Here is a 13267-nt window from a genome sequence, read left to right on the forward strand (position 1 = left end):
AGGGAACCTCTATAACAGAATACATGCAAGCCGGCAGAAATCCGACCTAACTCACCCAATTGTAGCAATAATTCTGTCTAGATCATCTACCCCTTCGAGATTCAATGTTGTCACATGTGGGTTCATTCGAGATAGCATTCTGCTCAAAACGTTGCCTGATCCTACTTCTATGAAAGTTTTTACACCTGTTTCTATTGAAAAAAGCATGCTCTCCCTCCATCGTACGCAGCTTGTGATTTGCTGCACTAGAAGCTCCTTTATTTTTTGAACCTCTGTTACTGGACTCGCTGTAACATTCGACACGATTGGAACAGAAGGTGTAACAATTTCTACATTATCTAGGGCAGCTCTTACTGGCATAACGGCACGCTGCATCAACTTACAGTGAAACGGCGCACTCACCTTCAACCGCACCACACGCTTTATACCTTTTTGTTTTGCATACTCTTCGATCTTTTCTATCTCAGTAGTCAAACCGCTAACAACAACCTGTTCATTACTGTTGTCATTCGAAATTTCACAGTTTACTTTTGACTCCACTATGAGATTCTGTGCCTCCTCAAAAGTTACCTTAATCAGAGCAAGCATGCCACCTTCACCCATGGGCACAGCTTCTTGCATCGACTTTCCTCTAATTTTTAAAACTTTGGCAACTTGAGAAATCGTAATAGCACCAGACGCACACAATGCAGTATATTCGCCAAGTGAATGTCCAGCTAAGTACTCGGACAACTCCGAAACACTTTTTCCAGACTCCGACAAAAGAACCTTAAGTGCCGCCATAGAAGTCGCCATAAGTGCGGGTTGAGCGTTCTCGGTATTCGAAAGTATATGTTCCGGTCCCTCAAACATTACTTTTGATAACTTCATACCCAGAGATTCATCGACTTCAGAAAAAACCTCACGGGCAACTGAGAAATTCTCATATAAACTTTTGCCCATACCGACACGCTGAGAACCTTGTCCGGGAAACAAAAACATCTTCATAGAGACTTTAAATAGGATCTGATTTGCAATACCAAAACTTATACCCTCCAGAAATGGCAGTCAAATTTAGATGAACTTCATTCTTTTTCTGCCTCCCGAATCTTTGCCAAGATTCTTTGAGCTTCTTCCATTTTGTTCTCATCTAGATCAGAAGAATGAATCATTCGTCGATACTCTTCTCGGAGTTCGTCGCGCCATAATTGTTTCTGCAGTCTATCCCATAAAAAGATTGCTTTTTCTATGTTATCCGGAAGTGAAGCTAAATCACTCAGAAGCTTATAAGATGCTTCTGTCTCTCTGTCTGCAAGCAACGCATTTTTAAGAGATGCACCACTAATATCACCTGAGGTGTTGATCAACTGCACTATGAAAGATTGGAGTTTCACATGTTGCGGGTCGCTTAGTTTTAACAAAGAAAAATATTCTTCACGATCACCGCTCCGAAGAACTTCTGGAAATTTTATAACTATTTTTAGCAATAAGACTTTCTTATCTACGTGTGTACTAGCCGAAGAAGAAAGTTTTTTAATATCTACAAAACGCGTGGCGTCTTCGCTATCCCTACATGGGGAAATAAAATTACGCTGACGAAGACTCCTTTTAAGTAAAAAGATTTGCTGCTGAAAAAAATCTTGAAAATGTTTTCTAATTTTATAGTCCTTTACGTTTATCAGATATTTTTCTAAGATCTTTTCCAACTCTATAAAGTCCTCTGGCGAACTGCATTGCCTCCCGTATTTAGCTAAAAAGAATATTGTATCAGATAAACTTCTGGCACCATCTAAAACACGCTGAAATGCAGCTCTATCACTTCTCACAAGATCATCGGGATCTTTACCTATGGGTAAGAAAGAGAAAGTAGTTTTTATCTCTAGAGAATTTATGAACTCATCCATGATGAGCTCTACTACCCTACCAGCAGCTTTTATTCCAGCATTGTCACCATCAAAACAAAATATTAGGTTTCTCTTTAATCGGTTTAGTAGTTTAAGATGATGTGACGTTATAGACGTTCCTAAAATACCCAAAACACTCTTATACCCAAATTGATAGAGAGATATAACATCCATATATCCCTCTACTAGTATAATGGGTTCTTCAGAATTCTTCGGGATTTTATCAATGTTATAAAGCACTTCACTCTTTTTGAAAAAGTCCGTTTCACAAGAGTTTATGTACTTCGGTAAAATACCCTCTTTTACAACCCTACTTCCAAATCCAATTACTTTTCCCTGTATATTGTTTATTGGAAAAACCAGTCTATCTCTGAAGTAACATCTACCCAGTTTATCAAGGACTCCAGAACTTTTAATCACAGTGCTAGGAAAATTCTTGGTTTTGTTGATGAAGGAGGTCAAATTAGAAGGACAATAACCCAACTTAAATTCAGAAATCACATCATCATCTAGACGGTTCCTTATGTAATAACTCGCTTCTTGAGCGACTTTAGAGTTCAAATTATTACAAAACCAATCCCTTAACTCTTCTAGAAATTGAAATACTTGGATAAATTTTTCCGTCCCAGAATTTTTCTTGTCTATTTTTATTCCTATGCTAGAAGCCAACTCTTCAACAGCTTCATTCAGATCTAATCGCTTTGTTAGGGAAACAAAATCTATAACGTCGCCACTTTTACCACAACCAAAACAATAAAAGAATCTACCTTTATCATTCACCGAGAACGAAGGTGTCTTTTCCTGATGGAATGGACATTTTCCAACAAGTCTAGATCCAACCCTTTTGAGTTTAACTGTCCTACTGACAACCTCGGAAACAGGAATCCTTTCTTTAATTAGTTCTATGTATTTTTTTAACACAGAGACAAAACACTCAACCTAAGAAACAAATAGGAAGTTCCTCATATTCTATCACCAAGAACAACAAAGGCTATTGCATAGTCACCATCATCACTAAGAGAAATTTGGGAATTCCGAAGCATCCTGTCTTTAAAGTAAATGAACGGTTTTCCTTTACAATTATTCCTTACCGAGATCTGTTTAATTGCTAGGCCTATACCGTGCCCTCGGGCTTTTATTATTGCTTCTTTTGCAGCAAAACGTTTTGCCAAATATGAGATCATACCCTTCCCACGGTGCGCTTCGGCTTCTTTTATTTCGTTCATGTCGAAAAATCTCAAAAGAAATTTTTGTTGATAAAGTTCTAGCACTTTCTCGATGCGAGATAGTTTTACAATATCGACTCCTATGCTAGTTTTTTTCTTCATCTATTGAGAATTGCCCGAATCCATAATATTTTTTGTTTTGACCATACTGTTGTGCTTAAGACATGAAAATGAAAAACCCGATAGTTGGTAAAAAAAAGGACGAATGTTCTGGCATTTTGCAGATTTAAGACTCTCTGTTAGACTTAGCCAAAATACTAACACGCATGAAAAAGTTGATAAATGATGAACTAGAAGACAAAACTGATGAAAGTTCTTCGGATGCCCGTTATAGGGCAAGGATAACAGAACAGCAACAGAGTCATTTAGAAGAGTTAAAAAAGTTACAGGAAAGTTTCAAAGAGAAGACTGAGTCCGTAAATGGCTTCAGATGTCACGAAGACTTCGTCTCTGGTGTAAGTGAAGAAGACGAATTAAAGATTGAAGAAAAAGTAGAAGTATCTAGAAAGAAGGGAATTTTCAGAATAGTTGCTGATAAGTTCTCTCTTGCTGTTCGTCCATCCACTTGGGCGAAAGTCATATCAGGTCTTAGGAGTTTGTTTGGTGGAAAATCCGTCGACGAACTTCTCTTAGAAATAAAGACTGGAAACAAGACGATTAAGTCTCTTCTTGCTCTTCTGAAACACAAGGAGAAACTTTCTTTGCAAATTAGGATAGCATCTCTATTAAGAGAAATCACGCTTGGTAGGAGCATAGGTAGAGAGCCACTGAATAGAATTTTGGCTATCCAAAGTAGCCTGATTTCAAACCTCAGTGCAGCAGTTAGAGAAAGTTCTGGAAGAGCAGACGTACAATCGCTTTTGGTCTATCAGCACCAGGCTTTATCACAATCCAGGTTCCTTGCTACGCAAGTTGTCAAAGATATACAAGTTTCGCATTCGGCTATCCAAAGCCAAGTCAAATCGTATGACCCAAGAAGTGAGTGTCCTCCTAGTTTATTTCCCGCGTATTACGTGTTTAATAGTACTTACTCTAGTACATGGGTAAACGACCTACAGATTCTAAAAGGTGTAAATATATCGGCCACCCTAAAGAATCTCCTATCCGAAGTCAAGAACAGAATAATTGCAATTTTTCGCATGGAGGTTTTAGGCTCGACCACGGTTGGCATGCAGATGCAAACAATAATAGCTTCTGGTACCGGAGGATCAGGAAATTCTTTAAACCAAGATCATACTATTCAACACAGGCACATTTTTGAGCAACAGTCCCACAGTCATGGAAAGGGATGCCCTTGTTGCAGTTCTGTACTCGAGACGAGTCAATCACTACGATTCTCCTACTCAGCGTCTGCTGTAGCGTTAGGAGGACCAGCTTGTATTCTCTCTTCAGCGCAGTGCAACCTAGCTACGGGAGCAGGCACACAGATACAGGTCTAGCAATTTTTTAAGCAACTACATGAGTATAAGTCTAGTGAAATCTTCCGTATTTGGAGATAAAACGCCGGTGGATATTATCAAAAAACATCCTAAATGCTCTTCCCATAGGCTTAGCGGTCTCAGATTTTAAATCCTACTGTGATCAGTAAATGGTTTACACCAGCATCATGACAACATAGCAAGGACAGGAATGGCTCTTTTAATTTTCCCCTATGACACACAAGCAAGATAAAAGGAACCAATGCTGAGTTATCTACACCCCTAATCACACCAAAACAAGCATAGAAACGGTACTATTTTTCTACATCGAAATAAAGTTAGGTTTAAAATCTATCCTCAAATAGGAGAACGTATAAATCCAGCTTTTCAGACTTAGTCGATTACAGAAATTACATCCCCTCATATGTAGGTAATGCAAATGCTAATTGAAACTTTCCTGTGAAAGAAATATGATTTACCAGCCCTAAATGGGCTCGATCCTGTATTTCCCCGTGCAGAAATGATACAAACACCAATTCTAACTCCTCTCTCTATAAGAAGAATATCCAACTATAGTTATAGGACTCTCTTAGCTCTCGAAAAGAAACACATACATGAATCAAAAATAATGAGGACTACTTTACGATTGGAAGAGTAATACCAGCTTGACCCATATATTTACCTTTCGCATCTTTATATGAAATGTCACAATCGGCGCTACCCTTTAGAAAAATCATCTGACACACACCTTCGTTTGAGTAAATTTTTGCCGGTAATGGTGTTGTATTGGAGAACTCAAGTGTAACATGACCTTCCCATTCGGGTTCAAGTGGTGTTACATTTACTATTATTCCACATCTAGCATACGTAGACTTCCCCAAACAGATTACTATAACATCACGTGGAATTCTAAAATATTCGACCGTGCACCCAAGTGCAAAACTGTTTGGTGGGATGATACAGAAATCTCCTGTTTTTTCTATAAGTGCCGATTCATCAAAGTTTTTTGGATCAACTTGCGAAACTGAAAGATTCGTAAAGATCTTGAATCTATTCGATACTCTCGCGTCATATCCATACGAAGAAAGCCCGTAGGAAATTACACCGCTGGAGATTTTAGACGATACAAACGGTTCTATCATCCTAGATTCTAAGGCCTTGGACTTTATCCATCGATCATGCATTACGGGCATTTTAAGGCTTGAAGCTCCCAGAACTAACTTAACACTTATACATCAATATAAGTAAAACCTCTATATAAAACTGGATTTATGCAGCTCACACAAATTCTACATTGAATAGCAGCTCTCTTTTTATCAAGATCAACTCCAAGCACTAGCAGGAAAATCGTTTTCAACAGCAAAATACTGAACCTGTAACTTCAGAACGTTGAATTTACACCTTCAGAAGATTGAAGCTGTGACTTTTTTCAAAAAATGTTTCTGATATGCTAGCAAAAAAAATCACCTTACATAACTTATGAAACCCAGGTACTCAAAAAAACAGTATCTTTTCCACACACGTTTATCAAAATTCTGAATTAGTAAGTTTTAATAACCTGAAAACAAGTAGCTATTCTTTAGCACTAAGGTAGTTCATTTTTAGGTCAGTTTTGGTGTAACTATAAAGACGGACCTTTGTAATAGAAAAAAATGCAACGCATTGGGATAGTAGGAGGCGGACAGCTAGGAAAAATGATAGCTATAGCTGCATATAATCTGGGTTTTAAAGTTTGCGTCTTAGCAGAGGAAGAGAACTCCCCAGCTATAGATGTGGCAAGGGATTATGTTGTTGCACCTTTTCTCGATAAGTCAGCGATTCTTCACTTTGCAGAACACGTAGACTCTATAACGTTTGAGACCGAAAACATACCGTTAGATACACTTGATCTACTTCACGATAAATTCAACGTTCCAAATACTAAAGCGATTAAGGTGGCACAAAATAGATTCTTGGAAAAAGAATTCTTAAAAAAAAATGGAATACCAACAACCGAGTATTGGCACATTCAAAAGAAAGAGGATCTTAATAGTCTGGATTTTCCGGTATTATTAAAAACAATTGAGGGTGGTTATGACGGAAAAGGGCAATTCTTACTAGAGAGTCATGATCATTTAAAAAGAGAAGTTGAAAACCTCGAATTCCCTCTAATAGGAGAAAAGTTATTTAGGATAAGTAAGGAATTTTCCATAATAATTTCAAGAAATGAAACTGGGAATGTATGTTTTCCAATAGCAGAGAATGTTCATGTCAATGGAATACTCAGAACATCAAGCGTTCCAGCTGTACTTCCTCATCATGTTGCACTTGAAGTAGAAAACATAGGATTTCAAATAGCAGATCTATTAGAAATAAAGGGTCTCTTGTGTGTAGAATTTTTTCTCGATGAAGATAACAAGTTAGTTGTAAATGAAATCGCTCCTAGACCACACAATTCCGGTCACTGGAGCATGGATTGCTGCGATATTGATCAATTTGAAGAATTAGTTCTTTCAATTACAGGAAATAAACTTAAAAAGCCCAATCTCATAGTTCCGTGCACGATGAAGAATATTCTTGGCGATGAAATAAATACTTGGAAGGATTTATTCCTACAAAAAAACGTCAAACTCTATAACTATGGAAAAAAACAACCTAAAACTCTAAGGAAGATGGGTCATGTAAACATTCTGCATCCATAAGGCATCCAGGGCATTGGTTCTAACCTAAATGGAGTAGAACAACCAAGAATCACAAAAATAGCCCCTAAAAACGTTCTACATCTGTAAGATATTTTCAATGTCGGCTTTAAATTTTGCTAGATTTTCATTTTCGAAATTTCCATCGTCCTTTATTACGACCTCTGGGTTCACTGAGTGGAAACTGATCTCACAATTTTTAATTGAATTCTCGATCATAAGTGTAAGTTCATATAGACACTTTTTCGAAAATAAATAGGAAAAATACTTTTTGCTTCCGCGTTTCTTTACTAGTGCATCGACAATGTTAATGACCTTTCCGCCTTTAGGGTTATGAGAAATGAATCTTTGCATCAAAATAAATGGTGCAAGAACATGTATCCGATAATAGCTATCAAACATAGCTTGACTAGATGTCTCTATACTGTCTTGCACAAAAAACGACGCATTATTTACAAGTAGGTTAAGATGCGGAAATATGGCAAACGATTTATCCATTATCTTTCCGACATGATCTAAAAGAATCAGATCTTTTTGATACACATAAGTTTGTATCTTATATGTTTTTTCCAATCTGTCTTTTAATAAAACTACGTCATCATGCGACCTGTTGTAGTGTAGGATCAGATCATATCCATAACTTGCAAGAATTTCAGAAATAAATGCTCCTAATCTTCTCGCTGAACCTGTTATTAAAGCTGCTTTTCTTTTCAAGACGAGTAAATTTTGCTTCTTTAAAAGACGAAATACAAATAGAATTTTCTACTTTCTAATACTCTACAAAACGTGTAGGTGAAAAGACAATATTCCACGGAGGAGTTTTTAGCGTTCTTTAAAGACTCATTTAAAACTCTTTTTCCTGCCAAAAAGTTCGTAAAGTGTGGATACATAAATGTCATATCAGACAGATTGATTGCCTGTTTAAATGGAAAAATAAACAGATTAATAATCAACATTCCTCCTAGACACATGAAATCCACCCTAGTCAGTGTTGCATTTCCAGCGTTTGTTCTTTCAAGAGAACCTTCAAAAGGAATAATAGTAGCAAGCTATTCAAGCCTACTAAGCACTAAACATTCACTCGAAACAAAACTCATTATGTCTTCTGAGTGGTACAGGAACAAGTTCAAGGACACGGTCATATCAAAGCATCACAATACAAAAAATAAATTTTTAACTACTAAGTTGGGATTCCGACTTGCGACCTCAATTTCAGGAACACTTACTGGAGAAGGAGCAGACATAATAGTAGCTGATGATCCAATAAATGCACTACAGGCGAATAGTAATACATTTAGAGAAAGAACAAAGAATTGGTTTCTAAATACATTTATGACACGCCTCAATCATAGCAAAAAGAGCATAGCAATCATTGTTATGCAGAGACTTCATTACGATGATATATGTGGTTATTTAACAAGAACTTCTGGCAAGTGGCACATTATATCGCTTCCACTTATTGCAGAGAGGAAAGAAAAAATTACTTCCATAAATTCAAAAAAGACTCTTCTAAAAAGGAAAGAAGGTGAAGTTTTGAATAGAAACTATTTAAAACACGAAAATATATCAAAACTGAAAGCAGAGATTGGCACGTATGTTTTTGCTTCGCAGTACCAACAAAACCCTCTTTCAAATATAAACTCAATTATAAGGAGAGAGTGGATAAAGCGTTACTTAGAAAAAGAAGAAATAAGCGAAATATTATATATATCTCAAAGCTGGGATACAGCAGCTTTTGGTACTCAGCAAAGTGATTATACAGTTTGCATTACATTTGCAAGGTCAAGAACAGCATTTTATGTTTTAGACGTATACAGAAAAAAATTAGATTATCCTGAAATAAAAAAAGCAATTGTTGAAAACGCAGAGAAATGGAAAGCAAATTACATTCTTATTGAGAACAAATCAAGCGGACAAGCTCTAGTACAAGAGCTTAGAAGATCAACAGCTCTACCAATAATTTCTATTACTCCAGTTAGAAAAAAAATAGAAAGACTCTACAGTGTCGTTTCAATATTTGAATCAGGAAAGCTCTATTTACCGTATTCCGGTGAATGGCTAGAAAATTTTGAGATGGAACTTTTTAGCTTTCCAGGATCAGTTTATGATGACCAAATAGATAGCCTTACGCAGTATTTGAACTACGAGATTACCAAGTGTTATCCCCAACTGAATATAAAATTCCTCTAGAACCGTAATGTTAACAAGTATGTGTAAAATCTGTTTATACGGGGTTTATTATTTATTGAAATCTTTGATAGATTTGATTTTCTCAAAAATCACACAAGACTTTAAAGATAATTTTAACAAATCTATGTAATCGAAGGCCTCAGTTCTTTTTTAGTTGAAATCTCCTTTATTAACAAGAACCGTTAACATATTACTACACCTAAGATACGCCACTCTACCCAATAGTGGAGCTTATGTTTTTACTATAATTAATAAGATTTGATTTTGTTCAAAAGGGTGTGCAAAAGATTTGATAAACACTTTTTCCTAAAACTACATTAACAATAAAATATATATTCATAAAGTAAGTATGTAGTAGAATTGGGACTCACGTTGCAGTAAGTTGTCTGTAGGTTTTTGAGTAATTATGTCATTGCTAGATAAAAAAATATCCACATGGTTTATGAGACAAGCAGGGAGATACCTTCCTGAATATCTTGAAATATCCAAAAAAATGACCTTTTTTCAGATGTGCGAATCACCTGAAGTAGCATTAGAAATAACTTTACAGCCAATCAAAAGATTCGATCTTGATGCCGCAGTAATTTTTTCTGATATTCTGGTTCTACCAAGAGCTCTTGGTTGTAACATAGATATAAAAAAAGATGTTGGTCCTATAATAGAAAGAATTAGTAACCCAAATGAATTAGTGTATGATGTGTTTGAGGAGAAAATTTCTCCAACACTAGATGCAATTGCTCTAACAAGAAAACATCTTCCACAGAATAAGAGCCTAATAGGTTTCGCTGGAGGACCATGGACTATAGCACTCTATATAATTGAAGGTGGGTGGGATAAGACATTTTTAAGGACAAAAAAATTCATTAACAAAAGGCACGATGAATTCAAAGAAATAATATCGATTTTGACTGATGCAACAATCCAATACCTGAAAAAACAAGTCAAACATGGCGCAGACTTTATACAAGTTTTTGAAAGTTTTGCTTGGGCAGCGTCATCAAATGAATTCAAAGAGTTCATTATAGAACCAACTAGAAGAATAGTTTCATCACTTGATGTTCCAGTTATAGGATTTCCTAAGGGAGCCGGAGTTTCATATTTTCAATATGTAAAAGAAACTTCAGTAGATGTAATAAGTACTGATCACTCTCTTCCACTTGATTGGATAGTAGATAATCTTCAAACTCATGCTTTTATACAGGGGAACCTGGATCCTTATCTTCTAGCATTTAATAAAGAAGAGGCACTTCTTCAAACAGAAAGAATAATAGATGCTTTTTCAGGAAAGAATTTTATTTTCAATCTGGGTCACGGCATTTACAAAGAAACTCCGCTTTCTTCAGTGGAAGCAGTTTTAGATTTTATAAGATCTAGGAACTAATAAGTAAATTTGTTACAACTATAGTTGTATCTCTTATGATGTCTTTGAAGTGATGTTCCTTGAAAATCTTGAAAGAGAGATTTTGGAGCTGAAGAAAAGAAAAAATGCTATAATACTCGCTCACTATTACCAAGATGATGAGTTACAGGATATAGCTGATTTTGTTGGTGATTCTCTTGATTTATCTAAAAAGGCTTCAAGTACAGATGCTAAGATCATCGCTTTCTGTGGTGTTACGTTCATGGGTGAAGTTGCAAAGCTTCTAAGTCCAGGAAAAAAGGTTATTGTCCCAGATATTAAAGCTGGCTGTTCTTTAGAGGATTCTTGCAAAGTTGAACATTTGAAAAAATTTATAAGTTCTGTTGAGAATCCGTTTGTTTTGGCATATATAAATTCCTCAGTTCACGTTAAAGCAATATCAGATTCGATATGTACATCGTCTAGTGCTGAGAAAATAATAAACAATATACCAAAAGATAAAAATATAGTTTTTGTTCCAGACAAGTTTTTGGGTAACTATTTACAAAAAAAAACCGGTAGAGAAATGAAAATTTGGCAAGGAACTTGCATAGTGCACGAAAATTTCTCCGAGAAACATGTTATTTCCCTTAAATTAGAAAATCCAGATGCAAAAGTTGTTGCTCACCCGGAATGTCCTGCTACGCTTCTCAAATATGCAGACTTTGTTGGATCAACATCACAAATACTTTCATATATAGAAAAATCAGGCTTTTTCAAGTTCATAGTCCTTACCGAGCCAGGAATAATACACCAGGCAAGAAAAATTCTTCCATCTGGTATTTTTCTCCCAGTGGAATCAGTTAATTCATCTGGTACGTGTACTATGTGTAGCAAGTGTCCCTACATGAGACTGAACACAATGGAGAAATTGTATCACTGCTTAGATAAAGAGGAACCATCAATAGAAATAGATCCATCAATTTTCCATGATGCAAAGTCTGCTGTTGAGAATATGTTCTTTTACCTGGATAAATAGAAGGTACAAGAATCAAATTACTCGTACTTATTACTTAAGTAGGTGCGATTTTACCTCATCTATTATTTGATGTGGTAAAAATTGTGAAAGATCTCCACCAAGGATTGCTACTTGTTTGACGAAAGTTGATGAGAGAAATTGTGTTTCGTGTGACGCAGGAAGAAATATCGTTATTATTTTATCGTCCAGTTTATGATTTACCCAACTCATTTGAAACTCATATTCAAAATCTGATACGGCACGTAATCCACGTAATATAATATTGCTTTTTTCCTGTCTGACAAAATCAACTAAAAGACCTCTGAAAGTTTTTATCTCGATCTCTCCTGGAATTTCTTCTACAGAATTTTGAATGAAGATTTTTCTTTTTGCACTTGAAAATGTTGGAGTTTTTGATGTGCACTCTGCAATAGCTATTATCAACTTGTCTACCACTAATAGTGCTTTTTTTATTATATCTAAATGACCTAGTGTTACTGGATCAAATGTTCCAGCATATATTCCGATCCTCATGTATTATTTAATTAATCCTATTACTAAGATTTTTAATTCATCGTCCAGTTTCTTATCTAGAAAACTACCCCTTGTTATAACTATTTTTTTGGTAAGTGGCTGCATATCTATTACAAAATTCTCAATTGGTGACAATCCACTACCAATCTTTATCTCAATCTGTTCTGAGATAATTTTATTTCCCCGGATATCATATATTTCATAATTTATGTGTGCGTTGTCACCACAAAACTTTGGTTTTTTATTTGTTATCCTCCCATTTAGTATTATAGGATTCACTTCGGAGTTTGGGGCATTTTTATTTTCTACGTCTATAATTTCAACTTTGAATGAGGTAAAACTTCTGTTCCTTTTATCTAAAAAAACTTCACTTGCTATAAAGCCCGGCACACTAACGTGTGCTTCCTCTCCTTTTTTCATACCTATTGGAATCATGTTTAATATGGGAAGTTGATTTTTTCCTACAACATATTCAAGTTTCTCTAACTTTCCTATTGTGTCTCCATAGGCATTTATTATGACTTTATCACCACATTTTATTTCATTTCCTTCTCCTGTCTTTAGCAACGATTTCGTAATTAATCGATCATAGAAAAGTCTACTCCTTATACCATCGAACAATCCGTAATTATCCAGTCTCGAGTCTATATACAGTTCTATTATTGGTTTAACAATATAATAACCAATGGAGACGAGTATATTATTTCGGTTGTTTAACTGCAGTTCGTATTTATTTTCTTTATCTGAGTTCTTTAGATAAATAGCTAGAGAAAGCGATGATATGAATAGTAAGAGCAAAAAAAGTATAACTTTTAGTAACCTTTTCATTTGTTTGACATATGACCACTGGGGAAGATGTTACTATGTTCCACGTAGAACACCATTTCGAATTTAAAATAATTACTGTTCATATCTTTAGAATCTGCGTGAGCTACGTGTATAATTGTATATGACTCAGGTAGGTTTTTCTATAAATAGAAC

Annotated in this window: 12 protein-coding genes; 5 read left to right on the plus strand and 7 right to left on the minus strand. The window is 35.6% G+C overall.

Annotated elements, in window-relative coordinates:
• Nucleotides 1-51: 51 nt before the first annotated feature.
• From fabD to acpS, 3 genes are all read right to left on the minus strand, one after another.
• On the minus strand, nucleotides 52-987 hold the full coding sequence (fabD, locus tag GP480_RS03900; RefSeq protein WP_160096019.1) for an ACP S-malonyltransferase: 936 nt from the start codon (nucleotides 985-987) through the stop codon (nucleotides 52-54).
• 77 nt (nucleotides 988-1064) lie between these two features.
• Nucleotides 1065-2804, minus strand: coding sequence for a DNA primase (dnaG, locus tag GP480_RS03905; RefSeq protein ID WP_160096021.1), 1740 nt, complete (start codon nucleotides 2802-2804; stop codon nucleotides 1065-1067).
• Nucleotides 2805-2845: 41 nt separating this feature from the next.
• The gene (acpS, locus tag GP480_RS03910) at nucleotides 2846-3211 is read right to left on the minus strand and encodes a holo-ACP synthase (RefSeq protein ID WP_160096023.1); all 366 of its coding nucleotides are present in this window, start codon (nucleotides 3209-3211) and stop codon (nucleotides 2846-2848) included.
• Nucleotides 3212-3375: 164 nt separating this feature from the next.
• Here acpS and GP480_RS03915 point away from each other — a divergent pair, with 164 nt between their 5' ends.
• Nucleotides 3376-4548 carry a hypothetical protein gene (locus tag GP480_RS03915; RefSeq protein WP_160096025.1) on the plus strand — a complete coding sequence of 391 codons (1173 nt, stop codon included), beginning with the start codon at nucleotides 3376-3378 and terminating at the stop codon, nucleotides 4546-4548.
• Nucleotides 4549-5162: 614 nt separating this feature from the next.
• On the opposite strand, the gene dcd is transcribed toward GP480_RS03915, so the two are convergent.
• A complete protein-coding gene (gene dcd / locus GP480_RS03920; RefSeq protein ID WP_160096027.1) occupies nucleotides 5163-5720 on the minus strand; it encodes a dCTP deaminase in 558 nt (185 codons plus the stop codon).
• A 459-nt stretch (nucleotides 5721-6179) separates the two neighbouring features.
• Between dcd and GP480_RS03925 the strand changes: the two genes are divergently transcribed.
• Nucleotides 6180-7208, plus strand: coding sequence for a 5-(carboxyamino)imidazole ribonucleotide synthase (locus GP480_RS03925; RefSeq protein ID WP_160096029.1), 1029 nt, complete (start codon nucleotides 6180-6182; stop codon nucleotides 7206-7208).
• A 75-nt stretch (nucleotides 7209-7283) separates the two neighbouring features.
• On the opposite strand, the gene GP480_RS03930 is transcribed toward GP480_RS03925, so the two are convergent.
• Nucleotides 7284-7919, minus strand: a complete 636-nt coding sequence (locus tag GP480_RS03930) for an SDR family NAD(P)-dependent oxidoreductase (protein ID WP_160096031.1) — start codon at nucleotides 7917-7919, stop codon at nucleotides 7284-7286.
• A gap of 78 nt (nucleotides 7920-7997) precedes the next feature.
• Here GP480_RS03930 and terL point away from each other — a divergent pair, with 78 nt between their 5' ends.
• The 3 genes from terL (at nucleotide 7998) to nadA (ending at nucleotide 11773) form a co-directional block, all read left to right on the plus strand.
• Nucleotides 7998-9395, plus strand: coding sequence for a phage terminase large subunit (gene terL / locus GP480_RS03935; protein WP_160096033.1), 1398 nt, complete (start codon nucleotides 7998-8000; stop codon nucleotides 9393-9395).
• A gap of 406 nt (nucleotides 9396-9801) precedes the next feature.
• On the plus strand, nucleotides 9802-10776 hold the full coding sequence (gene hemE, locus GP480_RS03940; protein ID WP_160096035.1) for a uroporphyrinogen decarboxylase: 975 nt from the start codon (nucleotides 9802-9804) through the stop codon (nucleotides 10774-10776).
• A gap of 52 nt (nucleotides 10777-10828) precedes the next feature.
• The gene (gene nadA / locus GP480_RS03945) at nucleotides 10829-11773 is read left to right on the plus strand and encodes a quinolinate synthase NadA (RefSeq protein ID WP_160096037.1); all 945 of its coding nucleotides are present in this window, start codon (nucleotides 10829-10831) and stop codon (nucleotides 11771-11773) included.
• 30 nt (nucleotides 11774-11803) lie between these two features.
• On the opposite strand, the gene coaD is transcribed toward nadA, so the two are convergent.
• Both coaD and GP480_RS03955 read right to left on the minus strand, forming a co-directional pair.
• Nucleotides 11804-12286 (minus strand): pantetheine-phosphate adenylyltransferase, encoded by a 483-nt coding sequence (gene coaD, locus GP480_RS03950; RefSeq protein WP_160096039.1) that lies wholly within the window; start codon nucleotides 12284-12286, stop codon nucleotides 11804-11806.
• 3 nt (nucleotides 12287-12289) lie between these two features.
• Nucleotides 12290-12853, minus strand: a complete 564-nt coding sequence (locus GP480_RS03955; RefSeq protein ID WP_237111347.1) for a hypothetical protein — start codon at nucleotides 12851-12853, stop codon at nucleotides 12290-12292.
• Between the last annotated feature and the right edge of the window lie 414 nt (nucleotides 12854-13267).

It is taken from the genome of Neorickettsia findlayensis (genome assembly GCF_009856525.1).
GTDB classification, from domain to species: domain Bacteria; phylum Pseudomonadota; class Alphaproteobacteria; order Rickettsiales; family Anaplasmataceae; genus Neorickettsia; species Neorickettsia findlayensis.